Origin of the sequence: Actinomadura sp. KC06 (genome assembly GCF_004348735.1) — a bacterium.
Taxonomy (GTDB): domain Bacteria; phylum Actinomycetota; class Actinomycetes; order Streptosporangiales; family Streptosporangiaceae; genus Spirillospora.
The window spans coordinates 13,472-39,563 of record NZ_SMKT01000084.1; the positions used below are offsets into that span (position 1 = coordinate 13,472).

Here is a 26,092-nt window from a genome sequence, read left to right on the forward strand (position 1 = left end):
GATCCGCCCAGGTTTCGGGCAAGTGACCGGCGAAGGAGCGTAAACCTTGTGCGCCGGTGACGATGCTCACCCGAGGTCAGCGCCCTGCCCGCCGGGGATGAACCGGTAAACTGGTCTAAACCACTGTGAGATGACGCACGGTCGATCCGCGCCCGGAAGTTTCGTGATCTGGTGCCTTCGGGCATGATCCCGGCAGTGATGTAATGTCATCTCACCGCAGCAGGGCCAACGTCGTCCCGAGCCTGCACTGACACCGAAGCAGTGACAAGACGACGACGGAGGGTTTCATGGCTGCTGCTGCCCTCACACCCGCCGGCCGTGCGCCCGGCGCACCCGCCGCCCCGGCTCCCGTGCCCGGCGCGACGGGACGGCCCGCCCAGGGACTGTACGACCCGGCGAACGAGCACGACGCCTGCGGTGTCGGGATGGTCGCCGACATGCACGGCCGCACGAGCCACGACATCGTGCAGAAGGCCCTGACCGTCCTGAAGAACCTCGACCACCGCGGGGCCGTCGGCGCCGAGCCCGACGACGGCGACGGTGTCGGCATCCTCGTCCAGATCCCGGACGCGTTCTTCCGCGAGGTCTGCGACTTCCCGCTCCCCGAGCCCGGCGCGTACGCGGCCGGGATCGCGTTCCTCCCGCAGGACGGCGACGAGCGCGCCGCCGTGTCCGCCCACGTCGAGACGCTCTGCGCCGAGGAGGGCCTGACGGTCCTCGGGTGGCGCGAGCTCCCGCACGACCCCGACTTCACCGGCCCGGCCGCCCGCCGCGTCATGCCGCAGTTCGCGCAACTGTTCGTCACGCCCGCCGGCAACGGCCCCCACGAGGGCAAGACCGGCCTGGAGCTGGACCGCGTCGTGTTCTGCATGCGCGAGCGAGCCGAGCAGGACGTGAACGTCTACTTCCCGAGCCTGTCCAGCCGGACGATCGTCTACAAGGGCATGCTGACGACGCCGCAGCTGGAGCCGTTCTTCCCCGACCTCTCCGACCGCCGCTTCACCAGCGCGATCGCGCTCGTGCACTCCCGGTTCTCGACGAACACGTTCCCGGCCTGGGAGCTGGCCCACCCGTACCGGTTCATCGCGCACAACGGCGAGATCAACACGGTGAAGGGCAACCGGAACTGGATGCGGGCCCGCGAGGCGCTGCTGAAGTCCGACCTGCTGCCCGGCGACCTGTCCCGGATCTACCCGGTGATCGACATCGAGGCGAGCGACACCGCCTCGTTCGACGAGTGCCTGGAGCTGCTGCACCTCGGCGGCCGGTCGCTGCCGCACGCCGTGCTGATGATGATCCCGGAGGCGTGGGAGAACCACACGGAGATGGACGCGGAGCGCCGGGCGTTCTACGAGTTCCACTCCACGCTGATGGAGGCGTGGGACGGCCCCGCCAGCGTCAGCTTCACCGACGGCACCGTCGTGGGAGCGGTCCTGGACCGCAACGGGCTGCGTCCGGGACGGTACTGGGTCACGCGCGACGGCCTGGTCGTGCTGGCCAGCGAGGCGGGCGTGCTCGACATCCCGGCGGCGGACGTCGTCCGGAAGGGACGCCTGCAGCCCGGCAAGATCTTCCTGGTGGACACGGCCGCCGGGCGGATCGTGGAGGACGACGAGGTCAAGGCCGAGCTGGCCGCCGAGCACCCGTACGGGCAGTGGCTGCACGAGGGCCTCGTCCGGTTCGAGGAGCTGCCGCAGCGCGAGCGGGAGATCCCGACGCACGACACGCTGGTCAAGCGGCAGCAGACGTTCGGGTACACGCTCGAAGAGCAGCGGATCATCCTGACGCCGATGGCGCGGACGGGCGCCGAACCGATCGGCTCGATGGGCACCGACACCCCGATCGCCGTGCTGTCGGAGCGCCCGCGGCTGCTGTTCGACTACTTCAAGCAGCTGTTCGCGCAGGTCACGAACCCGCCGCTGGACGCGATCCGCGAGGAGCTCGTCACCTCGCTGCAGTCCACGCTCGGCCCGGAGGGCAACCTCCTGGAGCCGGGCCCCGACTCGTGCCGCCGGCTCGTCCTGCCCACTCCCATCCTGGACAACGACGAGCTGTCCAAGATCATCCACATCGACGACGAGGGGTCGCTGCCGCATCTGCAGGCCCATGTCGTCCAGGGCCTGTACGACGTCGCCGGCGGGGGAGCGGCCCTGCAGGCGCGCCTGGAGGAGATCAACTCCGAGGTGAGCCGGGCCATTGACGCCGGCGCCCGCATCATCGTGCTGTCGGACCGCGGCGCCGACTCCGGCCGCGCCGCGATCCCGTCGCTGCTGCTGACCGGGGCCGTCCACCACCATCTGATCAGGGAGAAGACCCGCACGCGGGTCGGGCTGGTGATCGAGACGGGCGAGGCCCGCGAGTGCCATCACATGGCGCTGCTGATCGGGTACGGCGCGTCCGCGATCAACCCGTACCTGGCGATCGAGACCGTCGAGGACCTCGTCCGCGGCGGCGTGATCGAGGACCTGGACGCCGGGAAGGCCGTCCGGAACCTGGTGAAGGCGTACGGCAAGGGCGTCCTGAAGGTCATGTCGAAGATGGGCGTGTCGACGGTCGCGTCCTACACCGGCGCGCAGATCTTCGAGGCGATCGGCCTCGGCGAGGACGTCGTGTCGCGCTGCTTCACCGGCACCACGTCCCGGCTCGGCGGCGTCGGCTTCGACGTGCTGGCCCGCGAGGCGGCCGAGCGGCACGCCCGCGCCTACCCGCCGGGCGGCAACGACCTCGCGCACCGGACGCTCGACGTCGGCGGCGAGTACCAGTGGCGCCGCGAGGGCGAGCCGCACCTGTTCAACCCGGACACGGTGTTCAAGCTGCAGCACGCCACCCGCACCCGCCGTTACGAGATCTTCAAGGAGTACACCTCCAAGGTCGACTCGCAGGCGGAGAAGCTGATGACGCTCCGCGGCCTGTTCCGGCTGAAGGAGGGCGAGCGGGAGCCCGTCCCGCTGGACGAGGTCGAGCCCGTATCGGAGATCGTCAAGCGGTTCTCCACCGGCGCGATGTCGTACGGGTCGATCTCCGCGGAGGCGCACGAGACCCTCGCGATCGCGATGAACCGGCTGGGCGGCAAGTCCAACACCGGCGAGGGCGGCGAGGACCCGGCGCGGTTCACCCCGGACGAGAACGGCGACCTGCGCCGCAGCGCGATCAAGCAGGTCGCGTCGGGCCGCTTCGGGGTCACGTCCGAGTACCTGACGAACGCCGACGACATCCAGATCAAGATGGCGCAGGGCGCCAAGCCCGGCGAGGGCGGCCAGCTGCCCGGCCACAAGGTGTACCCGTGGATCGCCAAGACCCGGCACTCCACGCCCGGCGTCGGCCTCATCTCGCCGCCGCCGCACCACGACATCTACTCCATCGAGGACCTGGCGCAGCTCATCCACGACCTGAAGAACGCCAACCCGGCGGCGCGCGTGCACGTCAAGCTCGTCGCGGAGGTCGGGGTCGGGACGGTCGCGGCCGGGGTGTCCAAGGCGCACGCCGACGTCGTGCTGATCTCCGGGCACGACGGCGGCACCGGCGCGTCCCCGCTGACGTCGCTGAAGCACGCGGGCGCGCCGTGGGAGCTGGGCCTCGCCGAGACGCAGCAGACGCTGCTGCTGAACGGGCTGCGCGACCGGATCGTCGTGCAGACCGACGGGCAGATGAAGACCGGCCGGGACGTCGTCGTCGCCGCGCTGCTCGGCGCCGAGGAGTACGGCTTCGCGACCGCGCCGCTGGTGGTGTCGGGCTGCATCATGATGCGGGTCTGCCACCTGGACACCTGCCCGGTCGGCGTCGCCACGCAGAACCCCGTCCTGCGGCAGCGGTTCGCGGGCAAGCCGGAGTTCGTCGTCAACTTCTTCGAGTTCGTCGCCGAGGAGGTCCGCGAGTACCTGGCGGCGCTCGGGTTCCGGTCCCTGGACGAGGCGATCGGGCACGTCGAGATGATCGACACCCGCGAGGCCGTGGAGCACTGGAAGGCGTCCGGCCTGGACCTCGCGCCGATCCTGCACATGCCCGAGGTACCGGACGGCGCCGCGCTGCACCGCACCACCGTCCAGGACCACGGCCTGGAGAAGGCGCTGGACAACACGCTGATCCAGCTCTCCGAGGGCGCGATCGCGTTCGGCGACACGGTGACGCTGGAGCTGCCGATCCGCAACGTCAACCGGACGGTCGGCACCATGCTCGGCCACGAGATCACCCGGAAGTGGGGCGGGGCGGGCCTCCGCGACGACACGATCGACGTCACGTTCACCGGCTCGGCGGGCAACTCGTTCGGCGCGTTCGTGCCGCGCGGCGTCACGCTGCGGCTGGTCGGCGACGCCAACGACTACGTCGGCAAGGGCCTGTCCGGCGGGCGGCTGACGCTGCGTCCGCCGGCGGACGCCGGGTTCGCGGCCGAGGAGCAGATCATCGGCGGCAACGTCATCCTGTACGGCGCGACATCCGGCGAGCTGTTCGCTCGCGGGGTCGTCGGCGAGCGGTTCTGCGTCCGCAACTCCGGCGCGACCGCCGTCGTGGAGGGCGTCGGCGACCACGCCTGCGAGTACATGACCGGCGGCCGCGCCGTGATCCTCGGCCGGACGGGACGTAACCTCGCGGCCGGCATGTCCGGCGGCATCGCCTACGTCCTGGATCTCGTGCCCGAGCGCGTCAACGGCGAGATGGTCGACCTGGAGCCGCTCGACTCCGCCGACGCGGACTTCGTCCGGACGCTGGTCGAACGCCACCTCGACGAGACCGGCTCGGCCGTCGCCCGCCGCCTCCTGGACGGCTGGGACGCCGCCGCCGCCCGCTTCACCAAGATCATGCCGCGCGACTACCGGCGCGTCCTGGACGCCATGGCCAGGGCCGAGGCCGAGGGACGCGACGTGGACGAGGCCGTCATGGCCGCCGCGCAGAGCTGAGAGAGGGGGACTTCCTTCAATGGCCGACCCGAAGGGTTTTCTGACCGTCCGGCGGGAGCTCCCGAAGCGCCGACCGGTCGACGTGCGGATCCGCAGCTGGTCCGAGGTCTACGAGGACTTCGGCCGCGACCGCCTCGAGAAGCAGGCGAGCCGCTGCATGGACTGCGGCGTCCCGTTCTGCCACCAGGGCTGCCCGCTCGGCAACCTCATCCCCGAGTGGAACGACCTCGTCCACCGCAAGGACTGGCACGAGGCGATCGAGCGGCTGCACGCCACCAACAACTTCCCCGAGTTCACCGGGCGGCTCTGCCCCGCCCCGTGCGAGAGCGCCTGCGTCCTCGGCATCAACCAGGACCCGGTGACGATCAAGCGGGTCGAGGTCGAGATCATCGACCGGGCGTTCGCCGAGGGCTGGGTGCGCCCGCAGCCGCCCGCGGTGAAGACCGGCAAGACCGTCGCGGTCGTCGGCTCGGGGCCCGCGGGCCTCGCCGCCGCGCAGCAGCTCACCCGCGCCGGGCACGACGTCACCGTGTACGAGCGCGCCGACCGGATCGGCGGCCTGCTGCGCTACGGCATCCCCGAGTTCAAGATGGAGAAGCGGCACCTGGACCGGCGCCTCGACCAGATGCGCGCCGAGGGGACCGTGTTCAAGACGTCGGTGAACGTGGGCGTGGACGTCACCGCCGACGATCTGCGCGCACGGCACGACGCGGTCGTCCTTGCGGGCGGCGCCACCGCCTGGCGGGACCTGCCCGTCCCCGGACGCGAGCTGAACGGCGTCTACCAGGCGATGGAGTACCTGCCGCCGTCCAACCGGGCCCAGGAGGGCGACTTCGACGAGTCGCCGATCTCCGCCAAGGGCAAGCACGTCGTCGTGATCGGCGGCGGCGACACCGGCGCCGACTGCGTCGGCACCGCGATCCGGCAGGGCGCCGCGTCCGTCACGCAGCTGGAGATCATGCCGCGTCCGCCGGAGTCCCGCCCGGACGCGCAGCCGTGGCCGACGTACCCGATGCTGTTCAAGATGGAGAGCGCCCACGAGGAGCTCGCCGACCTGGGCGGCGACCGCGTCTACGCCGTGTCCACCACCGAGTTCGCGGGCGACGGGGACGGCAACGTCCGGGCCCTGCGCCTGGTGGAGGTCGGCGGGCCGGACACCGGGTTCAAGCCGGTCGAGGGCACCGAGCGGGAGATCCCGGCGGAGCTGGTCACCCTGGCGATGGGCTTCCTCGGGCCGGAGCGCGAGGGCCTGCTCGACCAGGTCGGCGTCGAGCTTGACCAGCGCGGCAACGTGGTCCGCGACGACGACTACGCGACGTCCGTGGACGGCGTGTTCGCCGCCGGGGACATGGGCCGCGGCCAGTCGCTGATCGTGTGGGCCATCGCCGAGGGCCGCGCCGCCGCACGCGGCGTCGACGCCTTCCTCACCGGCCGCACGACGCTGCCCTATCCCATCCCGCCGACGGCCCGCCCACTCGCCTGACCGCCTAGGCGCGACGAAGGCCCTGAAGGAGTTCCCTTCAGGGCCTTCGTCGCGCCTGGGTGCGCTCATCGGTTGGCGCGGCGGCGCAGGAGGGGGAGGAGCGCCACGGCGACGACGATGTGGAGGACAACCAGCACGGCGCGGGTGGACGCCGTCGCCTGCTCCAGGAAGATCGGCACGAACGAGAGCGCCAGGACGGCGCCGGCGAGGACGCTCCAGACCGTCCGGGCGTGGCGGGTGAACCGCTCCAGCACCGCCATCGTGGCCCAGCCCAGCAGCGCGGACACCGTGCTGAACAGGGCGACGTCGAAGGCCTTCAGGTGGTACGCCTCCTTCTTGCCGGGGTCGGTCAGCAGGAAGTCGACGCCCGCGGCGGAGGCGGCGAGGTAGAGGACCGTGCTGACCGCGACGGCGGCGGCGACGGCCGCGGCGCGCACGCGCCGGACGCTCCTGGTGCGGGTGCCGGCGGTCGCGGAGGCGGTCGCGGGGGTCGTGTTCCGGATCGTCGTGGTGGCCATCGTGTGCTCCTTCGGTGCTTTCGGGCTGGTGTCTTCAGCCTCGCATCCGACAAATCAGTTTGTCAAGACAAAATTCCTTGTCGGTACGGATGTGCCAGCATCGGGGCATGGGAAGCGCGACGTCAGCCCTGGACACGGACTTGCTGCGCCGCATGAGGCTGGCCAGGGACGCCATGGACCGCGACTGGGCCGAACCCCTGGACGTCGCCGGCGTCGCCGCCCGCGTCGGCTACTCGCGGTACCACTTCGTCCGGCTGTTCAACGACGTCTACGGCGAGACGCCGGGGCGCTACCTGGCCCGGCGCCGCATCGAGCGCGCCCAGGACCTGCTGCGCACCGCCAACCTGACCGTCACCGAGATCTGCATGCTGGTCGGGTTCACCAGCCTCGGCTCGTTCTGCACCCGCTTCAAGCAGGAGGCCGGGATGACGCCGTCCGAGTTCCGCCGGCGCGCCCGCGCCACCGACACGTCCGCGATCCCCGGCTGCTTCGTGCTGTTCTGGGCGGGCGGCTTCCGCAAGGACTGACCCGGCGGCCGGCGTCCGGCGTCGGCGTTCGGCCACGGCGGGCGGCCGGTGACCTGGGGAGGCAGCAACTTTCGAGAAGGCGGCCGGGCCGCCCGGCTCCTAGCGTGGACGCGCAGGTTCCGCATCGCGAAGGAGACACCGAAATGATCACCAAGCTGGGGCTGGCCACCGTCTGGGTGCTCGACCAGGACGCGGCCAAGGCGTTCTTCACCGAGAAGCTCGGCCTGGAGGTCCGTGACGACATGACGCTCGGCGAGGGCGGGATGCGCTGGGTGACCCTCGGCGCGAAGCAGCAGCCCGACCTGAGCCTCGCGCTCATGGTCCCCGGCCCGCCCACGATGGACCCCGGCTCCGCCGAGCAGATGAAGGCGCTCATCGCCAAGGGCGTCCTCGGCGCCGGGGCGTTCACCACCGACGACTGCCAGGGCGACTACGAGCGGCTGTCCGCGCAGGGCGTCGAGTTCGTCCACGCGCCGGAGAAGCGCCCCTACGGCATCGAGGCCGTCTTCCGCGACGACTCGGGCTGCTGGTACAGCCTCACCCAGCCCTTCGAGAAGCTCGACGAGACCGCGTCCTGGGGCGACTGCGTCTCTTGAAGCGGATCCGCCGCCGGGGCCGGGGCGGTGCGCTCAGGCCGCCCCGGCCCGGCGGATCAGGCGGTCAGGCGTGCGCCGAGTTCTCGGACGACGTCCACCAGCAGCTCCACGTCCGCCTTGGTCGTCCGCCAGTTCAGGGGCGCGGGACGGAACACCGTCATGCCCCTGTACGTGCTCGTCCCGGCGTAGACACGGCCGTCCGCGATCAGCGCTTCGCCCAGGCGCGCGTTCAGCTCGTCCAGGTGCTTCTCCGGGACGCCGTCCGGACGGTACCGGAAGCACACGATGCACAGCTGCACCGGCGCGAGCAGCTCCAGGTCCGGGGCCGCCTCGACGAGATCGCCCAGGTGCTGCGAGACGTCCAGATGCCGCTCCACCATCGCCCGGTAGCCGTCCCGGCCGTACGCGCGCAGCGTCGCCCAGATCGGCAGCGCCCGTGCCCGCCGCGACGATTCCGGCCCCAGCGTGTTGTAGTTGATCCGCTCGTCACCATCGCCATCGCCGTCACGGTCGGCAACCGGCAGGTACGACGCGCCCCACGCGCCGAACGCGCGGGTCATCATCGCCTGGTCGCGGACGAACGAGAACCCGCTCTCGTACGGCACGTTCAGCCACTTGTGGCCGTCCGCCGTCACCGAATCGGCACGTTCCACCCCACGCGCGAGATGCGCCGTCCGGGGCGAGAGCGCGGCGAAGATGCCGAACGCGCCGTCCACGTGCAGCCAGGCTCCGTGCCGCTCCGCGAGGTCGGCGAGGTCGCCGATCGGGTCGGAGTCGCCCGTGTTGACCTCGCCGAGGTTCGCTACGATCACCGCGCGGCCGCCTGCCCGCTCCAGCTCCGCGTCCATGGCCGCCAGGTCGACGCGGCCCGCGTCGTCCCGCGAGAACGTGCGGAGCGTGTCCCGGCCGCATCCCAGGATCTGCAGCGCCTTGCGGGTGCTGACGTGCACCAGCCCGCTGCTGAACACCGGCATCGCGGGCAGGCCCGCCAGGCCCCGCGACGCCACGTCCACGCCGTACCGGTCGGCCCACCAGGTCCGGGCGCACGCCAGGCCCGTGACGTGCGCCAGCGTCGCGCTCGGCGTCAGCACGCCGCCGTACGACGCGGGCAGCCCGAACAGCTCCTTCAGCCATCGCAGCACCACCGCCTCCGCCCGCGCGGCCAGCGGCGACACCACCCACAGGCCCGCGCCCTGGTCCAGCAGCGACGTCGTCCAGTCGCCCGCCATCGCCGCCGGCGTCGACCCGCCCACCACGAAATGGAAGAACCGCGGCCCCGACGAATGCGTCGCCGCCTCCGTCCCCACCCGCACCAGCCGCTCCACCGCCGCGACCGCCCCGTCGCCCTCCGCCGGCAGCGGGCCGTCCAGCTCGTCCAGCAGCGCGTCCCGCGACCGATCGTGGACGGGACGCTCCGCCAGCCCCTCCAGATACGGCCCCGCCGCGCCCGCCACCACGGCGAGCGGCTCACCTGCCACGTCACGTTCGTCCAGCGGATCGCTCATGTCGGACAGCAGACCACAAACGACCCCCGTCCGGAAGCGGCCCCGCGCCGCCCGGACGACCGTCCCGCGGCCTTGTCACGCCCTGCTCCCGTGCGCCCACTTGTGGTCTCCGAGCAGGTCGGCTACGGTCCGGCCAGGGTTCACCACTCGGCGACCGGAAGGCCGGAGCCCTCCCGCGCCGCCGTGGACCGCTCGCTCCCGCACCCCGCACGCGGGACATCAGGGGCCCGGCCACCCACCGCTGGGGTGGCCGGGCCCACCCGATCTCCCGGGCGTCCGTTTCCTACAAGACCGGCCGGACGCGGCCGTCCTACGGTCGAGGCATGAAGGTCCTCCACGACACCGGCCTCGACCGCGCCGCGGAGTTCATGCGCGTCAACGGCCGCCTCATCGACCGGCACCGGTTCGCCCTCCACTTCCGCGGCGGGCCCGCCGGGCCCGTCCTCGCGGCCCTGCGCGCCTACGAGAACCCGGACGGCGGCTACGGCCACGCCCTCGAACCCGACCTGCGCGGCGAGGGGAGCCAGCCCGTCCCCGCCCAGCACGCGCTCGACTTCCTCCACGAGGCGGGCGCGGACGGCGACCCGGCCGTCACGCGCATCGGCGACTACCTGACGTCGATCACCGCGCCCGGCGGGGGAGTGCCGTTCGTGCTGCCGTCCGTCCGCGACACCCCGCACGCGCCCTGGTGGCAGACCCCCGACGACCCGCCCGGCAACATCAACCCCACCGGGACGCTCGCCGGAATGCTGCACCGCGCCGGCTCCGTCCACCCCTGGCTCGGCCCCGCCACGGAATTCTGCTGGCGGCACCTGGAGCACGCGGACGCCGCACCCGGCCCGTACGACGCCCTCTCCATCCTCACGTTCCTCGACCACGTCCCGGACCGCGACCGTGCCGAGGCCGCGTTCACCCGCCTCCGGGACGCCCTCGCCGCACCCGTCGCCCTCGACCCGCACGACGAGGGAGCCGAGCACCTCCCGCTCGACTTCGCCCCGCACCCGGACGGCCACGGACGCCGGCTCTTCACCGCCGACGTCATCGACGCCCACCTCGACGCGCTGATCGACGCCCAAGACGACGACGGCGGCTGGGACGTCCCCTTCCCGATCTGGACGCCCATCACCCGTCCCGAATGGCGCGGCTTCATCACCGTCGAGCGCCTCAGGACGCTCCGCGCCTACGGCCGCCTCAAGCCCTAGGCGGGCTCACAGCAGGTTCCGGACGGGCTCGCCCGCCAGGTCCCGCACCTCGTGCGCGAAGTGCGCCTGGTCGGCGTAGCCCGCCGCGAACGCCGCCCCCGCGAGCGGCTCGCCCGCCCGCGCCAGGCGCAGCGCCCGCTGGAACCGCAGCACCCGCTGCAGCGTCTTCGGCCCGTACCCGAACGCCGCCAGCGAACGCCGCCTGAGCTGCCGCTCGCTGATGCCGAGACCGTCCGCCACGTCCCGCACCGAACCGGCGACAAGCCCGGACACCACCGCCGGGACGAGCGGATCCGCGGGCCGCAGCCGCTCCCGCACCGCCGCGACCAGCGCCGCGCGGGGGTCGGGCGCCGCCGCCACGGCCTCCGCCAGCCGGTCCGCCTCACCGCCCCACAGGTCCCGCAGCGGCACGCGGCCGTCCCGGATCGCGTCCGCCGGGACGCCCAGGACGGGCGGAGCCGTCCCCGGCCCGAACCGCACCGCCGCCACCGCGTCGCCCGGCCGCATCACCGAGGGCATCGGCCCCGTGTCCGGCCCGGCCACCGTGATCCCCGACGGCGACCACATCAGGTCAACGCAGCCGTCGGGCACGACGCGCTGCACGAACGGCTCCGCGTCCCGCGGCAGCGCCGCCGCCCACGAGCACGCCAGCCCCGGCGCGGGGTACTCGCGATAGCCGGTCGGACTCATGCCTCCTGCATACCACTCGTCCTGGCGGGCAGGGCCACGGAAAACCCCATCCGATGAGGAGTACGGCCATGCCGAACAACGACCTTCAGGGCAAGACCATCGCCTTCCTCTGCGCGCCGGAGGGCACGGAGCAGGTCGAGCTCACCGAACCCTGGGCGGCCGTCGAGCAGGCCGGGGGCACGCCCCGCCTGATCTCCACGGCGTCCGGACGCATCCAGGCGTTCAACCACCTCGACAAGGGCGACACCTTCCCCGTCGACGCCACCGTCGACGAGACCGACCACGGCGCGTTCGACGGGCTCCTCCTGCCCGGCGGCGTCGCCAACCCCGACTACCTGCGGACCCAGCCCAAGGCCGTCGCGTTCGCGGGGTCGTTCTTCGACGCCGGCAAGCCCGTCGCGGTCATCTGCCACGGCCCGTGGACGCTCATCGAGGCCGACGTCGTCAAGCGGCGCACCCTGACCTCGTGGCCGAGCCTCCAGACCGATCTGCGCAATGCGGGGGCGATCTGGGTGGACGAGGAGGTAAAAATCTGTGAAGCGGGACCGAACGTCCTCGTGAGCAGCCGCAAGCCCGACGATCTCAAGGCGTTCAGCCAGGCGGCCGTCGAAGCGTTCAAACGGTGAGGCCCGCGCAGTGAGGCGGCGCGTGGTCTAGACCTCTGACCTAGACCACTCGGTGAACCCCGGACGACCATATCCTGCATGAATATCCGTACCGGCAGGTAACTAAGTACGGTTGTGCGCGTGACCCGTCGAGCGAAGATCGTCAGCACCATCGGCCCCGCCTGCTCCGGCACCGAGCAGATCAACGCCCTCGTCGAGGCCGGTATCGACGTCGCGCGCCTCAACATGAGCCACGGCGACCACGCCGTCCACGAGGAGGTCTACCACCGGATCAGGGCCGCCGCCGACGCCACCGGACGCGGCGTCGGCATCCTCGCCGACCTGCAGGGCCCCAAGATCCGCATCGGACGCTTCCCCGACGGTCCCGTCCGCCTCACCCTCGGCGACGAGTTCACCATCACCACCGACGACGTCCCCGGCACCCGCCGCGAGGTCTCCACCACCTACGCGGGCCTGCCCGGAGACGTCGGCGCCGGCGACACCGTCCTCATCGACGACGGCCGCGTCGCGCTCAAGGTCACGTCCGTCGAGGGCACCCGGGTGCACACCACCGTCACCGTCGGCGGCATGGTCTCCGACAACAAGGGCCTCAACCTGCCGGGCGTCCCGGTCAGCGTCCCCGCCCTCACCGAGAAGGACGAACGCGACCTGCGCTGGGCCCTGCGGCTCGGCGTCGACCTCGTCGCGCTGTCCTTCGTCCGAACCCCCGCGGACGCCGACATCTGCTACCAGATCATGGAGGAGGAGGGCGTACGCGTCCCCCTCATCGGCAAGATCGAGAAGCCGCAGGCCGTGGAGCGCCTGCCCGAGATCGTCGCCGCCTTCGACGGGATCATGGTCGCCCGCGGCGACCTCGGCGTCGAGCTGCCCCTCGAACAGGTGCCGATCGTCCAGAAGCGCGCCATCGAGCTGTGCCGCGAGAAGGCCCGGCCGGTCATCGTCGCCACCCAGATGCTCGAATCGATGATCTCCGCGCCGCGGCCCACCCGCGCCGAGACCTCCGACGTCGCCAACGCCGTCTTCGAGGGCGCCGACGCCGTCATGCTCTCCGGCGAGACCAGCGTCGGCCAGTACCCGATCGAGTCCGTCCTGACGATGAGCCGCATCGTGCAGACCGCCGAGCAGGCCTCCCTGCACGCCACCCACACCCTGGAGCGCATGCCCGAGACGGTCGGCGGCGCGATCGCCCGCGCGGCCGCCGAGGTCGGCGCCATCGTCGGCGCGGAGGCGCTCGCCGCCTTCACCATGTCCGGCGAGACGGCCCGCCGCCTGTCCCGCTACCGCTCGCCGATCCCGCTGCTCGCCTTCACCTCGGTGCCCGCCGTCCGCGGCCGCCTCGCCCACGTCTGGGGCGTGGAGACCTTCGTCGTCCCGCACGTCGACCACACCGACGCGATGTTCGGCCAGGTCGAGCAGGCCCTCCTCGAACTCGGACGCTGCCAGAAGGGCGACAAGGTCGTCGTCGTGGCCGGCTCGCCTCCCGGCACGCCCGGATCCACGAACGCGCTCCGTGTCCACAGCATCGGCGACGCCATCGGGATCCAGCACTGACCACCCACCCCGCCGGGCACCGCGCGATCGCACCCCGCGCGGTGCCCGGCGCCCTTGCCGCCCCACAAGGGCGATCCTCAACACCGGCCGATAACCAACCGATCTCATTTCCACGTCGCTCCGGAAACGTGTCGGCGGCGATGAGCTGATAAAGGAGTAAAGGCTAAGTCGTTACGAATGCCGGTCTTCACACCGCGCTTCCGTTCGCCTACGTTCCGAGGAACGATCGCGACGCTCCCCTGATCGGTGGTGTGATGGACTCCGTCAACGACTTCCTCAGCGATGCCAGCAGCTTCATCTGGGGCCCCTGGCTACTGATCCCGCTCCTTCTGAGCACCGGCCTGTATCTGACCATCCTGTTGCGCGGACTGCAGGTCCGCCATTTCCGCCTGGCCTTCTGGCTCGCCTTCGTGCGCCGTTCGGACTCCGACGCCGCTGAGGGCGACATCTCGCACTACCAGGCGCTCGCCACGGCCCTCGCCGCCACCGTCGGCGTCGGCAACATCGCCGGCGTCGCGACCGCGATCGCCCTCGGCGGCCCGGGCGCCGTCTTCTGGATGTGGGTCACCGGCATGGTCGGCATGGCCACCAAGTACAGCGAGGCGTTCCTCGGCGTCCGCTTCCGCCGTTCCGACGCCGTCGGCGAGCAGGCCGGCGGGCCGATGCACTATCTCAGGAACGGCATCAAGGGGCCGGTCGGGCTCATCCTCGGCGGGTTCTTCGCGGTGGCCGGCGCCATCGCCGCGTTCGGCATCGGGAACGGCGTGCAGGCCAACACCGTCGCCGCCAACGTGGAGGAGGAGTGGGGGCTCGACCCCTATATCACCGGCGCGATCGTCACCGTGTTCGCCGGGGCCGTCATCCTCGGCGGCATCAAGAACATCGGCCGCGTCACCAGCGCGTTCGTCCCGGTGATGATCATTCTTTATGTCGTCGGGGCGGCCGCGGTGCTGGCCTTCAACATCGAGGAGGTCCCCGGCGCGTTCGGCGTGATCTTCTCCGACGCCTTCTCCGGCACGTCCGCGACCGGCGGCTTCGTCGGCGCCGGGGTCGCCGCCGCGATCCGGTACGGGGTGGCGCGCGGGATCTTCTCCAACGAGTCCGGGCTCGGCACCGGCGGCATCGCCGCCGCGGCGGCCAAGACCGACCACCCGGTCCGCCAGGCGCTGGTGTCGATGACCCAGACGTTCATCGACACGCTCGTCGTGGTCAGCTTCACCGCCCTGACCATCGTCGTCACGGGCGTGTGGAAGGACGCGGGCGAGGACGAGGCCGCGCAGTTCACCGCCCGCGCGTTCGACGAGGGCCTGCCCGGCGACTGGGCCAGCGTCATCGTCACGCTGAGCGTGATCTTCTTCGCGTTCTCCACGATCCTGGGCTGGTCCTACTACGGCGACCGCTGCGTGGAGTTCCTGTTCGGCCGCCGGGCCGTGCTGCCCTACCGCCTGCTCTTCCTGGTGGTCGTGTACGTCGGCTCCGTCACGACCCTCACCACCGTGTGGACGTTCTCCGACGTGATGAACGGGCTCATGGCGCTGCCCAACCTGATCGGCCTGCTGATCCTGTCCCCGCTCGTCTACCGGGAGACGCGGGACTACTTCCGGCAACGTCCCGCTGAGGGCGAGAAGGCCGAAACCGCGGCGAAATAGACGGTGAACGCGGCGAAGCCGCCGCCCGGACCGGGCGGCGGCTTCGTCAAGCGTGCCCCGAGTGGGATTCGAACCCACACTAGATGGTGTTTGAGACCATTTCCTCTGCCGTTGGGATATCGGGGCCTATGTCCAGAAAAACCGGACATACAGACTATATTGGCCGGGCTAGGCCCTGGCAGGGGCGGCTCAGGACAGGGTAGCGGGTTTCGGTAGGGTCGTGCGCGTGGAGAGTGCGCGGCGAGTTGTGATCGCGGAAGACGAGGCCCTGATCCGACTGGACCTGAAGGAGATGCTTCAGGAGGACGGCTACGAGGTCGTCGGGGAGGCCGGGGACGGGGAGACGGCCGTCCGGCTGGCCGGGGAGCTGAAGCCCGACCTGGTGATCCTCGATGTCAAGATGCCGGTGCTGGACGGGATCTCGGCGGCGGAGCGGATCTCGGCGGACCGGATCGCGCCGGTGGTGATCCTGACCGCCTTCTCGCAGCGCGAGCTCGTCCAGCGGGCGACGGACGCGGGGGCGATGGCCTACCTCGTCAAGCCGTTCTCCAAGACCGACCTCGCGCCGGCGATCGAGATGGCGGTCAGCCGGTACACCGAGCTGCGGGCGCTGGAGGCGGAGGTCGCGGGCCTGCAGGAGCGGCTGGAGACCCGGAAGGTGGTCGACCGGGCCAAGGGGCTGCTGCAGGAGGCTCACGGCTGGTCCGAGGCGGATGCCTTCCGGTGGATCCAGAAGACCTCCATGGACCGGCGGCTCACGATGCGGGCCGTCGCGGAGGCGGTCGTGGCGGGCGCGACGGACGGCGGATCGCAGGGCGGAGGCGAGCCGGCCGCGGGTTGACTCCTTATCGCTGTCAACCCTCGCGTTGTCAAGGTCCATTGCCGGGGTCCCGGACCGGGTCCGTGTGGTCACTCAGTGTAATCGCCCCTGGCAATGCCGGGTATCAGATGAGCACGGGGGCGTAACGAACGAGTAACCCTTCTATCCGGGGGTCCTGTTCTGGGGTGGGTCCACGGTGTACGACATACCTGGTCCCCGAGTGACCGATTTCTCCATCAGAGTGTCGGCGTCGGGGCACGACTCGTACCCGATCCTCTCCCGGATCCGGATGGAAAGGTTGGGCACCTTGCGGCGCAACAAGATGAGGCTCACCGGCGCGGTGGTGGTGAGCGCGGCGCTCGCGCTCAGCGCCGTGGCCTGCGGTGGCGACGATGACGGCGGCGGCAGCGGCGGCGGCGACGAGATCACGATCGGGTTCATGGGCGACAAGACCGGGGAGAACTCGGGCCTGGTGATCCCGCCGATGCAGGGCGCGCAGCTGGCCATCGACCAGTACAACGCGACCAACCCCAAGACCAAGATCAAGTTGAAGGTCTACGACAGCCAGGGCAAGGCCGAGCAGGCCACGCCGCTGGCGCAGGGCGCGGTCAAGAACGACAAGATCGTGGGCCTGATCGGGCCGGCGTTCTCCGGCGAGTCCGAGAGCGTGGGGCCGATCCTGGAGGAGGCGAAGATCCCGAGCATCTCGCCGTCCGCGACGAGCGTCACCCTGGCCGAGAAGGGCTGGAAGTTCTGGCACCGCGTGGTCGCCGACGACGCCGTGCAGAGCGAGGGCGCCGCGAACTTCCTGGTGAACTCGGTGAAGGCGAAGAAGATCTTCACGGTTTCCGACAAGCAGGCCTACGGCGAGGGCCTTGCCGGCGCCATCGCGAAGGCGGCCGCCGCCAAGGGCGTGCAGACCCAGTCGGACGGCGTTGACGACAAGGCGACGGACTACTCCTCCACCGTCAACAAGATCAACCAGTTCAAGCCCGACGCGGTCTACTTCGGCGGCTACTACGCCGTCGCCGGGCGGCTTTTCAAGCAGCTGCGCGAGGCCGGCTACCAGGGCAAGATGATGTCGGGCGACGGCTCGCTCGCCACCGGGCTGATCGAGGGCGCGGGCGAGAAGAACGCGCAGAAGGCGCTGCTGAGCTGCGGCTGCCTCATCGACGCCGAGGGCAAGACCAACGAGAAGGCCAAGAAGTTCGCCACCGACTACAAGGCGAAGTTCGGCGCCGAGGTCGCGATCTACTCGACGGAGGGCTTCGACGCCGCGACGGCGTTCATCGAGGCCGTCAAGGCCGGCAAGACCACGCCGGAGGACATCAACACCTACCTGAAGACCGTGGACATCCAGGGCGTCGGAAAGCAGATCAAGTTCGACGACAAGGGCGAGCTCGCGGCGCAGGACATCTTCATCTACGAGGTGCAGGGCAACAAGCTGCCGCTGCTCGGCAACAGCAACGAAGCAAAGGTCTCGTAGGCGTCACCACGTCTGGACAGACCTGACCGTCCCCCGTTCCGGGGGCCTCTGATGGCGCGGGAGCGGGAGCGCTACAGCGCTCCCGCTCCTTTGACGAAGGCGACCGAAGGTGCTCGACGACTTCATCAATCAATTCTGGCCGTCGACCGTCGACGGGCTGGCGCTGGGCGCGATCTACGCGCTCCTGGCGCTCGGCTACACGATGGTCTACGGCGTGCTCAGGCTGATCAACTTCGCGCATGCCGACATCTTCATGGTGGGCACGTTCGCCGCGCTGTGGACCGCGCGCGGGATCGGCGCCTCCGACGTGGGCGGGATCGCGCTCATCGGCGTGGTGGTGCTGATGGCCGTGGTGGCCGGTGCGGTGGCGGGCGGCGGCGCGATGCTGCTGGAAGTGACCGCGTACCGGCCGCTGCGCAAGAAGGGCGCGTCCCGGCTGGCGGCGCTGATCTCCGCGATCGGCGCGTCGATCTTCATCCAGCAGCTGATGGGCACGGTGGTGATCCATCGGGTCTTCGGGACCTCGAAGGAGGGCGGCAAGCTCGACGTCAACGAGCACTTCAAAGAGCTGTCGAACGTGGTGGACGTCGGCCCGCTGCTGATCCGCAACGATCAGCTGATCGTCTTCTTCGGCGCGGTGGGGATGATGATCGCGCTGGACCAGTTCGTGAACCGGACGAAGCTCGGCCGCGGCATCCGCTCGACGGCGCAGGACCCGGAGACCGCGGTCCTGATGGGCGTCAACATCGACCGGGTGGTGTCGGTGACGTTCCTCGTCGGCGGCATCATGGCGGGCGTCGCCGCGGCGCTGTACTTCCTGCGGTTCGAGACCACGAACTACTTCGTCGGGTTCCTGCTCGGCATCAAGGCGTTCACCGCCGCGGTGCTCGGCGGCATCGGCAACATCCGCGGCGCCCTCGCCGGCGGCTTCACCCTGGGGCTGCTGGAGATGTACGGCTCAAGCATTTTCGGGTCGGAATGGCGGGACGTCGTCGCGTTCACATTGCTGATCCTGGTCCTGATGTTCCGTCCCACCGGCATCCTCGGTGAGTCTCTCCAGCGGGCGCGCGCATGAACCTCACGAAGAACGGAAACGGAAACGGCGGCCGCGCCGGCGTCCGCGACATGCTCTCCTTCGATCCGCTCCGCAACGCCTGGGCGGGTGCCCCGCCCGTGGTGCGCTGGATCGTCTACGGCCTCCTGATCATCGGCGGCGTCCTGCTCCCGAGCGAGTCCATCGGCAGCTTCATGGCGCCGAGCGGCTCCGACTGGGCGTCGATGCTGAGCACCCAGATCGCGATCTACGTGCTGCTGGCGATCGGCCTGAACGTCGTGGTCGGCATGGCCGGCCTGCTCGACCTCGGGTACGTGGCGTTCTACGCGGTCGGCGCCTACACGATGGCGATCTTCGCGACCAAGTACGACTGGAGCTTCTGGGAGTCGCTCGTCCTGGCGATCGCGTTCTCGGCGCTGGCCGGGGTGATCCTGGGCGCGCCGACGCTGCGGCTGCGCGGCGACTATCTGGCGATCGTGACGCTCGGCTTCGGTGAGATCGTCAAGCGCACGGCGAACAACAGCGAGTACGTGAACGGGCCGCGCGGCGTGCAGGGCATCCCGCATCCGCCGTCGCTGTCGGAGTTCGAGATCATGGGCGTCCAGCCGCTGAAGTACGGGCTGCTGGACTCCCGGCCGTACTACTACCTGCTGCTCGTGTTCATCATCGTCGCGATCATCTTCGTGAAGCGGCTGGAGAACTCGCGGGTGGGCCGCGCGTGGGTGTCGATCCGCGAGGACGAGGACGCGGCCGAGCTGATGGGCGTGCCGACGTTCAAGTTCAAGCTGGCGGCGTTCGCGATCGGCGCCGCGATCGGCGGCAGCGGCGGCGTCGTGTTCGCCTCCCAGCAGACGTCGATCACCCCGCTGAACTTCGAGTTCCTCGTGTCGGCGCTGATCCTGGCCGGCGTGGTGCTGGGCGGCTCGGGCAACCTCCCGGGCGTCATGCTGGGCGCCGCGGTGCTGGCCTGGCTGCCCGAGCGGTTCCGGTTCCTGTCCGACTACCGGATGCTGATCTTCGGCGCCGCGCTGGTGCTGATGATGATCTTCCGTCCGGAGGGCCTGTGGCCGTCCCGGCAGCGGAAGGCCGAACTGGCCGAAGGCACCGGCGGTATGGGCAGTATGGGAGCCGAAGTGGCCGTGCCGGACAAACCCGACTTCGGCCCCGGAGAGACGCTGGAGGAGGGCAAGTGAGCGGGACGAAGGACGCCGCGCCCGTCCTTGAGCTGCGGGACGTCGTGATGCGCTTCGGCGGCGTGGTCGCGCTCAACAAGGTGAACCTCGCGGTCGGAGAAGGCGAGATCTTCGCGCTGATCGGCCCGAACGGGGCCGGGAAGACGACGGTGTTCAACGTGACCACCGGCGTGTACCGGCCGACCGAGGGGCGGGTGGTGTTCCGCGGGAAGCGCATCGACGGGAAGAAGCGGTACGTCGTCACGAAGCTGGGCGTGGCGCGGACGTTCCAGAACGTCCGCCTGTTCCACAACATGACGGCGGTCGAGAACGTCCTCGTCGGCACGGACGCGCACCACCGGACCGGCTTCGTCGCCGCGGGCCTCGGCCTGCCCTGGCACCGCCGGGAGGAGCGCTCCGGCAGGGAGCGGGCCCGCGAGCTGCTGGAGCTGGTCGGCATCCCGCACCGCAGCGAGGAGGCCGCGAAGAACCTGCCGTACGGCGACCAGCGGCGGCTGGAGATCGCGCGGGCGCTCGCGACCGAGCCGAAGCTGCTGCTGCTGGACGAGCCCGCCGCGGGCATGAACCCGGCGGAGAAGGTCGCGCTCCAGGACCTGATCCGCAGGATCCGCGACACCGGCGTGACGGTGCTGCTCATCGAGCACGACATGAGCCTGGTGATGGGGATCAGCGACCGGATCGCGGTGCTGGACTTCGGCCAGAAGATCGCCGACGGCCTCCCGGCCGAGGTGCAGAACGACCCGCGGGTCATCGAGGCGTATCTGGGGGCACCGGCCGATGCTTCTTGAGATCGACGACATCCACGTCCACTACGGGAAGATCGCGGCGCTGAAGGGCATCTCGGTGTCCGTCGACCAGGGCGAGATCGTCACGCTGATCGGCGCGAACGGCGCCGGGAAGACGACGACGCTCAAGACGGTCTCGGGTCTGCGGAACCTGTCGTCGGGCGCGGTGCGCTTCGACGGCCGCGACATCAGCCGGGTGCCCGGGCACAAGCGGGTGCTGGCCGGCATCGGGCAGGCCCCGGAGGGTCGCGGCATCTTCCCCGGCATGACCGTGGAGGAGAACCTCCTGATGGGCGCCTACGCCCGCAAGGAGGACTCGTCCAAGGAGCTGGCGGAGGTGCACGAGCTGTTCCCGCGGCTGGCCGAGCGCCGGAACCAGGCGGGCGGCACGATGTCCGGCGGCGAGCAGCAGATGCTCGCGATCGGGCGGGCGCTGATGGCCAAGCCGAAGGTGCTGCTGCTGGACGAGCCGTCCATGGGCCTCGCGCCGATGCTGGTGCAGCAGATCTTCTCGATCATCGTGGAGATCAACCGGCGCGGCACCACGGTGCTGCTGGTGGAGCAGAACGCCCAGCAGGCGCTGCAGATCGCGCACCGCGCGTACGTGCTGGAGACGGGCCGGGTCGTGAAGGCGGCGCCGGCGGGCGAACTGCTCGACGACCCGCAGGTCCGCGCGGCCTACCTGGGCGGCGCGTCCGGCGACGACCTGACCGCGGCGTCGGACGTCGCCTCGGCGGAGGCGGCCGAGGACCCCGAGGCCGCCCGCGGCCCCGAGGAGGGGCCGACCCGGTAGCGGCTCTCAGGCTGCGGCACGCGCCCGCCCAGGTCCGGTCCGCCGGGGTTGGGCGGGCGCGGCGCTTTGGGGCGTCCTGAGTGCCCTGGGGGACGCCTGAGCCCGCACCTGGTGGGCCGGGGCGATCAGGGAAGCGTGATCTCGGCGGGCGCGGGGTCGCTGACGGCGCCGACCGTCGGCGAGCCGTGGAGCCGCACCGCCTTGGCCTTCGCGCCGCGCGGCACGTCGAACCAGAGGTCGAACTCGGCGCGCATGAACGAGCCGACCGACAGCCGCTCCGGCTGCCGTTTGATCATGGTGGCGTTGACGTCGGGGGAGTGGGCGGCGCCGTCGGCGGTGACGAGGCGCTGCTTCCAGGTGTCGAAGACCTGGATGTCGCGTCCGGTGTTGACGGCGAGGACGCGGATCCTGGTGAACGTCCCCTTCGATCCCATCGCGGCGTGGGTGCCCATCACCTCGGTCATGCCCTCGCGGAAGCCGATGACGGTGAACGTCATGTCGGCGCTGCGACCGGTCTTGCCCTCCGGCACGGATTCGCCCTCGCGGGCCTTCTCGGCCGGGATGCGGTAGGTCGGCGCCGTCTCCGCCTCCTTCGAACCGGAGGAACCCGCGAACGCGACGGCTGCGGCGAGCGCGGCGGAGGCGGCGACCGTGAGCGCGGCGCCCGCGAAGGAGTCCCGTGGACGTGTGGCACGGAGGCGCATGTTCGGAACGTACGGCCGATCACCGCCCGGTTGCACGTCCAGGCGCGTTTCGCAACCCAACCGCAACCAGTGATGAGCGAACACCGGTGTCGTCGCGCCGGGGATCGGCCCGTCCGGCGGCCTGGGAACGCCGCCGGACATGCGTTGACCCGGGATCACCTTTGGGGCCGTACGAACCTTCCCCGGGCGCGTACGTTGTCTACTCGGTGATCCCGGGCCGTTCCGATCCACGCTACAGACCCCGGGCCGCGCATCGCAAAGGAAGCCGGCCGCGAAGAAAAACTGGACATCACGCGCCGGGGGCGTCCCGGAGCATGCAGGTGAGGCGGGCGGTGCAGACCCGGCGGTCCTCGTCGTCGGTGATCACGATGTCGTAGGTGGCGAGCGAGCGGCCGCCGTGCAGGCGGGTCGCCACGCCCGTCACGTGCCCCTCGGTGGCCGACCGGTGGTGGGTGGCGTTGATCTCGATGCCGACGGCGATGCGCCCCGCCCCGGCGTGCAGCGCGGCGCCGATGGAGCCGAGCGACTCGGCCAGGACGCAGGACGCGCCGCCGTGCAGCAGCCCGTACGGCTGGGTGTTGCCCTTGACGGGCATCCGGCCCACGACGCGCTCGGCCGACGCTTCCAGGAACTCCACGCCCATGGTCTTCGCCAGGTCGCCGTGGACGCCCTCGGAGAGGATCTCCGCGTCCCCTATGTCGCTCACGCTGCCCTGCCTTCCCGGGGGAGCCCCAAGACCCTGGGGAGTCGGCCCGGAGATCCACGCTTCGCTCAGGTCTCCGGGCCTCCGCGAAACTGTCGTTGACGCAGACTAGAGTCCTCGTGTGGCGACGAAAGCAGCGACCCCTGACAAGCGTGACCGGCTTCTTCTGCTCGATGGGCATTCCCTGGCCTACCGGGCGTTCTTCGCGTTGCCCGTGGAGAACTTCTCCACGACCGATGGGCAGCCGACCAACGCCGTCTACGGCTTCACCTCGATGCTCATCAACGTCCTGCGCGACGAGCAGCCGACCCATATCGCCGTGGCCTTCGACCGCTCCGAGCCGACGTTCCGGCACGAGCAGTACGTCGAGTACAAGGCGGGCCGGCAGAAGACCCCGGACGAGTTCCGCAGCCAGGTCAGCCTGATCTTCGAGGTCCTGGACGCGCTGCGCATCCCTCGCCTGTCCGTCGCCGGGTTCGAGGCCGACGACATCATCGCCACCCTGTCCGTCCAGGCCGTGTCCGCGGGCATGGAGACCCTCATCGTCACCGGCGATAGGGACGCCTTCCAGCTCGTCAACGACGACGTCACGATCCTGTACCCGGTCCGCGGCGTGTCCGAGCTGTCCCGGATGGACCCGGCCGCCGTCGAGTCCCGCTACGGCGTCCCGCCCGTCCGGTACCGGGAGCTTGCCGCGCTGGTCGGGGAGAGCAGCGACAACCTGCCCGGCGTGCCCGGCGTCGGCCCGAAGACCGCCGCCAAGTGGCTCGTCAAGTACGGCGACCTCGACACCCTCGTCTCCCGCGTCGACGAGATCAAGGGCAAGGCCGGCGACAGCCTCCGCGAGCACCTCGCCGGGGTGCTGCGCAACCACCAGATCAACAAGCTCGACACCGAGGTCGGCCTCGAGCTGACGCCCCCGCAGCTGACGATGGGCCAGTGGGACCGCGAGGAGATCCACACCCTCTTCGACTCGCTGCAGTTCCGCGTCCTGCGCGAGCGCCTGTACGCCACGATCTCCACCGCCGAGCCCGAGGCCGACGAGGGCTTCGACGTCCAGCTTGACGCGCTGGAGCCCGGCGCGCTCGCCGCCTGGCTGAACGCCAACGCCGGCGACCGCCTCGGCATCGCCGTCACCGGCACGTGGGGCCGCGGCACGGGCGAGATCACCGCGCTGGCGCTGGCGTCCAAGAAGGGCCCGGCGGTCCACCTCGACCCGGCCGAGCTGATCGAGGACGACGAGCGCGCCCTCGCCGCCTACCTCGCCGACACGGCGCGTCCCAAGGCGATCCACGAGGCCAAAGGCCCCATGCTGGCCCTCGCCGCCCGCGGCATCACGCTCGACGGCGTCACCAGCGACACCGCGCTCGCCGCCTACCTCGCGCTCCCCGGCCAGCGGACGTTCGACCTCGCCGACCTCGCGCTTCGCTACCTGCACCGCGAGCTGCGCAGCGAGACCGAGGACACCGGGCAGCTCACCCTCGACGGCTCCGGCGAGGAGGAGGCCGCCGAGGCGCTCGCCGTCCGCGCCCGCGCCGTCACCGAGCTGGCGGAAGTCCTCGACAAGGACCTCGACAAGCGCGGCGCCACCCGCCTCCTGAACGAGGTGGAGCTGCCGCTCGTCGGCGTCCTCGCCGGGATGGAGCGCGCCGGGATCGCCGTCGACACCGACCACCTCGCCGGGCTGTCGGCGTCCCTCGGCGGCCAGGTCAAGGAGCAGGAGCAGGCCGCCCATGCCGCCGTCGGCCACGAGTTCAACCTCGGGTCGCCGAAGCAGGTGCAGCAGGTCCTGTTCGACGAGCTGAACCTGCCCAAGACCAAGCGCACCAAGACCGGCTACACCACCGACTCCGAGGCGCTCACCAACCTCCAGGAGAAGGAGCCGCACCCCGTCCTGGAGCACATCCTGCGCTGGCGCGAGGTCGCGAAGCTCAAGAGCATCGTCGACTCCCTCATCCCGATGGCCGACGACGCCGGCCGCATCCACACCACGTTCAACCAGATGATCGCCGCCACCGGGCGGCTCTCCTCGACCGACCCGAACCTGCAGAACATCCCGATCCGCACGGCCGAGGGCCGCCAGATCCGCGAGGCGTTCATCGTCTCCGGCGAATTCGAGTCCCTCCTCACGGCCGACTACTCGCAGATCGAGCTGCGCATCATGGCGCACCTCTCCGAAGACGAGGCCCTCCTCGAAGCGTTCGGCTCCGGCGCCGACTTCCACACCATCACCGCGTCCCGCGTGTTCGGCCTGCCGCCCGAGCAGATCGACCCCGAGCTGCGCGCCCGCATCAAGGCCATGAACTACGGCCTCGCCTACGGCCTGTCCGCCTACGGGCTCTCCCAGCAGCTCCGGATCTCCCCGGACGAGGCCCGCGGCCTCATGGAGGAGTACTTCGAGCAGTTCGGCGGCGTCCGCGACTACCTCCGCGACATCGTCGCCAAGGCCCGCCAGGACGGCTACACCGAGACCATCCTCGGCCGCCGCCGATACCTGCCCGACCTCAACTCCGACAACCGGCAGCGCCGCGAGATGGCCGAGCGCATGGCCCTCAACGCCCCCATCCAGGGCTCCGCCGCCGACATCATCAAGGTCGCCAGCCTCAACGTCGACCGCGCCCTCCGCGCCGCCGGCCTGACGTCCCGGATGCTCCTCCAGGTCCACGACGAACTCGTCTTCGAGGTGGCGCCGGGCGAGCTCGACGACCTCAAGACCCTCGTCAGCACCGAGATGGCCGGCGCCTACGACCTCCGCGCCCCCCTGAGCGTCTCCATGGGCACAGGCCAAACCTGGCAGGAGGCGGCTCACTAGTTTTTTGCATTTTTCTCCTCCTTCGGCCCTGGCGGGCCTCCATCGTCGAGAACGCGGTGCGATCGCTGGCATCGCTTCGGCTCGCCTGGCGGCTCGCTGCGCGATCAGGTTCTCGCAGGCTCGAACCTGCCTTCGGACGCGATCGCGACGGTTTGGTCGTTGCGTGGTTGCGGCGAGGGCTGGGGTCGCCGCAGTAGCGGGTGCGGCTTTGGTGCCTCCGGCTTGCTGCGCGAGCCGGTTCTTGCAGGCTTGACCCGGTCTTCGGACGCGATCGCGGTGGTTTGGGTTGTTGCGGGGGTGCGGCTACGGGCTGAGGGCTTTGCAGTAGCGGGGGCGGGCGTTAGTGCGTGCGGCTCGCTTCGCTAGCGGGTTCTTGCGAGCTTCTGTCTTGTCCCTGCTGAGCTTTCGAGCGCGATCGCCAAGGCGTGTCGGGGGTGGCTTTGTCGTGAGACGTCACTTCCCTGGGGTGGCGCCATTCCTGGGTAAAAGCGACTTGGTGG

At 70.7% G+C, this 26,092-nt stretch carries 20 protein-coding genes and 1 tRNA gene; 15 read left to right on the top strand and 6 right to left on the bottom strand.

Annotation, left to right across the window (positions count from 1 at the left end; genetic code table 11):
• Positions 1-287 precede the first annotated feature (287 nt).
• Both gltB and E1287_RS25100 read left to right on the top strand, forming a co-directional pair.
• The gene (gltB, locus tag E1287_RS25095) at positions 288-4,895 is read left to right on the top strand and encodes a glutamate synthase large subunit (protein WP_131967513.1); all 4,608 of its coding nucleotides are present in this window, start codon (positions 288-290) and stop codon (positions 4,893-4,895) included.
• 19 nt (positions 4,896-4,914) lie between these two features.
• Complete coding sequence (locus E1287_RS25100) at positions 4,915-6,378, top strand: glutamate synthase subunit beta (protein ID WP_131967514.1); 1,464 nt, start codon at positions 4,915-4,917, stop codon at positions 6,376-6,378.
• A 65-nt stretch (positions 6,379-6,443) separates the two neighbouring features.
• On the opposite strand, the gene E1287_RS25105 is transcribed toward E1287_RS25100, so the two are convergent.
• Positions 6,444-6,896, bottom strand: a complete 453-nt coding sequence (locus E1287_RS25105) for a DUF6069 family protein (protein WP_131967515.1) — start codon at positions 6,894-6,896, stop codon at positions 6,444-6,446.
• A gap of 107 nt (positions 6,897-7,003) precedes the next feature.
• Here E1287_RS25105 and E1287_RS25110 point away from each other — a divergent pair, with 107 nt between their 5' ends.
• Both E1287_RS25110 and E1287_RS25115 read left to right on the top strand, forming a co-directional pair.
• A complete protein-coding gene (locus E1287_RS25110; RefSeq protein WP_207934447.1) occupies positions 7,004-7,423 on the top strand; it encodes an AraC family transcriptional regulator in 420 nt (139 codons plus the stop codon).
• A 143-nt stretch (positions 7,424-7,566) separates the two neighbouring features.
• Positions 7,567-8,019 carry a VOC family protein gene (locus E1287_RS25115; protein WP_131967516.1) on the top strand — a complete coding sequence of 151 codons (453 nt, stop codon included), beginning with the start codon at positions 7,567-7,569 and terminating at the stop codon, positions 8,017-8,019.
• Positions 8,020-8,075: 56 nt separating this feature from the next.
• Here the strand turns inward: E1287_RS25115 and E1287_RS25120 are convergent, their stop codons facing one another.
• Positions 8,076-9,524, bottom strand: a complete 1,449-nt coding sequence (locus E1287_RS25120) for a pyridoxal-dependent decarboxylase (protein ID WP_131967517.1) — start codon at positions 9,522-9,524, stop codon at positions 8,076-8,078.
• A 323-nt stretch (positions 9,525-9,847) separates the two neighbouring features.
• Between E1287_RS25120 and E1287_RS25125 the strand changes: the two genes are divergently transcribed.
• A complete protein-coding gene (locus tag E1287_RS25125) occupies positions 9,848-10,726 on the top strand; it encodes a hypothetical protein (RefSeq protein WP_131967518.1) in 879 nt (292 codons plus the stop codon).
• Between the two features lie 6 nt (positions 10,727-10,732).
• Here E1287_RS25125 and E1287_RS25130 read toward each other — a convergent pair whose 3' ends face one another.
• Positions 10,733-11,416, bottom strand: a complete 684-nt coding sequence (locus E1287_RS25130; RefSeq protein WP_131967519.1) for a helix-turn-helix domain-containing protein — start codon at positions 11,414-11,416, stop codon at positions 10,733-10,735.
• A gap of 68 nt (positions 11,417-11,484) precedes the next feature.
• Here E1287_RS25130 and E1287_RS25135 point away from each other — a divergent pair, with 68 nt between their 5' ends.
• From E1287_RS25135 to E1287_RS25145, 3 genes are all read left to right on the top strand, one after another.
• Positions 11,485-12,042: a type 1 glutamine amidotransferase domain-containing protein gene (locus tag E1287_RS25135; RefSeq protein ID WP_131967520.1), complete on the top strand. Its 558-nt coding sequence runs from the start codon at positions 11,485-11,487 to the stop codon at positions 12,040-12,042.
• A gap of 120 nt (positions 12,043-12,162) precedes the next feature.
• Positions 12,163-13,593, top strand: a complete 1,431-nt coding sequence (pyk, locus tag E1287_RS25140) for a pyruvate kinase (RefSeq protein WP_131967521.1) — start codon at positions 12,163-12,165, stop codon at positions 13,591-13,593.
• A gap of 254 nt (positions 13,594-13,847) precedes the next feature.
• A complete protein-coding gene (locus tag E1287_RS25145; RefSeq protein ID WP_131967522.1) occupies positions 13,848-15,242 on the top strand; it encodes a sodium:alanine symporter family protein in 1,395 nt (464 codons plus the stop codon).
• 53 nt (positions 15,243-15,295) lie between these two features.
• Here the strand turns inward: E1287_RS25145 and E1287_RS25150 are convergent.
• Positions 15,296-15,368 (bottom strand) — tRNA-Leu (locus tag E1287_RS25150).
• A gap of 94 nt (positions 15,369-15,462) precedes the next feature.
• Here E1287_RS25150 and E1287_RS25155 point away from each other — a divergent pair.
• From E1287_RS25155 to E1287_RS25180, 6 genes are all read left to right on the top strand, one after another.
• The gene (locus E1287_RS25155) at positions 15,463-16,083 is read left to right on the top strand and encodes a response regulator (RefSeq protein WP_279506733.1); all 621 of its coding nucleotides are present in this window, start codon (positions 15,463-15,465) and stop codon (positions 16,081-16,083) included.
• Positions 16,084-16,369: 286 nt separating this feature from the next.
• On the top strand, positions 16,370-17,548 hold the full coding sequence (locus E1287_RS25160; RefSeq protein WP_207934448.1) for a branched-chain amino acid ABC transporter substrate-binding protein: 1,179 nt from the start codon (positions 16,370-16,372) through the stop codon (positions 17,546-17,548).
• A 109-nt stretch (positions 17,549-17,657) separates the two neighbouring features.
• Entirely contained in the window at positions 17,658-18,623 is a 966-nt protein-coding gene (locus E1287_RS25165; RefSeq protein WP_131967523.1) for a branched-chain amino acid ABC transporter permease, read from the top strand.
• Complete coding sequence (locus tag E1287_RS25170; protein WP_131967524.1) at positions 18,620-19,795, top strand: branched-chain amino acid ABC transporter permease; 1,176 nt, start codon at positions 18,620-18,622, stop codon at positions 19,793-19,795. Before E1287_RS25165 ends, E1287_RS25170 begins: the two co-directional genes overlap by 4 nt.
• Before the next feature lie 47 nt (positions 19,796-19,842).
• Positions 19,843-20,583 carry an ABC transporter ATP-binding protein gene (locus tag E1287_RS25175; protein ID WP_131967533.1) on the top strand — a complete coding sequence of 247 codons (741 nt, stop codon included), beginning with the start codon at positions 19,843-19,845 and terminating at the stop codon, positions 20,581-20,583.
• Positions 20,573-21,373, top strand: a complete 801-nt coding sequence (locus E1287_RS25180) for an ABC transporter ATP-binding protein (protein WP_131967525.1) — start codon at positions 20,573-20,575, stop codon at positions 21,371-21,373. The genes E1287_RS25175 and E1287_RS25180 overlap by 11 nt, the downstream gene beginning before the upstream one ends.
• Before the next feature lie 125 nt (positions 21,374-21,498).
• On the opposite strand, the gene E1287_RS25185 is transcribed toward E1287_RS25180, so the two are convergent.
• Together E1287_RS25185 and E1287_RS25190 are read right to left on the bottom strand one after the other, a co-directional pair.
• Positions 21,499-22,077: a DUF4352 domain-containing protein gene (locus E1287_RS25185; RefSeq protein WP_131967526.1), complete on the bottom strand. Its 579-nt coding sequence runs from the start codon at positions 22,075-22,077 to the stop codon at positions 21,499-21,501.
• Positions 22,078-22,366: 289 nt separating this feature from the next.
• The gene (locus E1287_RS25190) at positions 22,367-22,774 is read right to left on the bottom strand and encodes a hotdog fold thioesterase (RefSeq protein WP_243719424.1); all 408 of its coding nucleotides are present in this window, start codon (positions 22,772-22,774) and stop codon (positions 22,367-22,369) included.
• A gap of 127 nt (positions 22,775-22,901) precedes the next feature.
• On the opposite strand from E1287_RS25190, the gene polA reads away from it, so the two are divergent.
• The gene (polA, locus tag E1287_RS25195) at positions 22,902-25,592 is read left to right on the top strand and encodes a DNA polymerase I (protein ID WP_131967528.1); all 2,691 of its coding nucleotides are present in this window, start codon (positions 22,902-22,904) and stop codon (positions 25,590-25,592) included.
• Positions 25,593-26,092 lie beyond the last annotated feature (500 nt).

What these genes read in the sequence shown, in the direction of transcription:
- E1287_RS25145 (WP_131967522.1), top strand. Translation starts at nt 13,848, where the DNA reads ATGGACTCCGTCAACGACTTCCTCAGCGATGCCAGCAGCTTCATCTGG.
- E1287_RS25135 (WP_131967520.1), top strand. Translation starts at nt 11,485, where the DNA reads ATGCCGAACAACGACCTTCAGGGCAAGACCATCGCCTTCCTCTGCGCG.
- E1287_RS25185 (WP_131967526.1), bottom strand. Translation starts at nt 22,077, where the DNA reads ATGCGCCTCCGTGCCACACGTCCACGGGACTCCTTCGCGGGCGCCGCG.
- E1287_RS25100 (WP_131967514.1), top strand. Translation starts at nt 4,915, where the DNA reads ATGGCCGACCCGAAGGGTTTTCTGACCGTCCGGCGGGAGCTCCCGAAG.
- E1287_RS25175 (WP_131967533.1), top strand. Translation starts at nt 19,843, where the DNA reads ATGCGCTTCGGCGGCGTGGTCGCGCTCAACAAGGTGAACCTCGCGGTC.
- E1287_RS25125 (WP_131967518.1), top strand. Translation starts at nt 9,848, where the DNA reads ATGAAGGTCCTCCACGACACCGGCCTCGACCGCGCCGCGGAGTTCATG.
- E1287_RS25170 (WP_131967524.1), top strand. Translation starts at nt 18,620, where the DNA reads ATGAACCTCACGAAGAACGGAAACGGAAACGGCGGCCGCGCCGGCGTC.
- E1287_RS25180 (WP_131967525.1), top strand. Translation starts at nt 20,573, where the DNA reads ATGCTTCTTGAGATCGACGACATCCACGTCCACTACGGGAAGATCGCG.
- gltB (WP_131967513.1), top strand. Translation starts at nt 288, where the DNA reads ATGGCTGCTGCTGCCCTCACACCCGCCGGCCGTGCGCCCGGCGCACCC.
- E1287_RS25130 (WP_131967519.1), bottom strand. Translation starts at nt 11,416, where the DNA reads ATGAGTCCGACCGGCTATCGCGAGTACCCCGCGCCGGGGCTGGCGTGC.
- E1287_RS25110 (WP_207934447.1), top strand. Translation starts at nt 7,004, where the DNA reads ATGGGAAGCGCGACGTCAGCCCTGGACACGGACTTGCTGCGCCGCATG.
- E1287_RS25115 (WP_131967516.1), top strand. Translation starts at nt 7,567, where the DNA reads ATGATCACCAAGCTGGGGCTGGCCACCGTCTGGGTGCTCGACCAGGAC.
- E1287_RS25105 (WP_131967515.1), bottom strand. Translation starts at nt 6,896, where the DNA reads ATGGCCACCACGACGATCCGGAACACGACCCCCGCGACCGCCTCCGCG.
- E1287_RS25120 (WP_131967517.1), bottom strand. Translation starts at nt 9,524, where the DNA reads ATGAGCGATCCGCTGGACGAACGTGACGTGGCAGGTGAGCCGCTCGCC.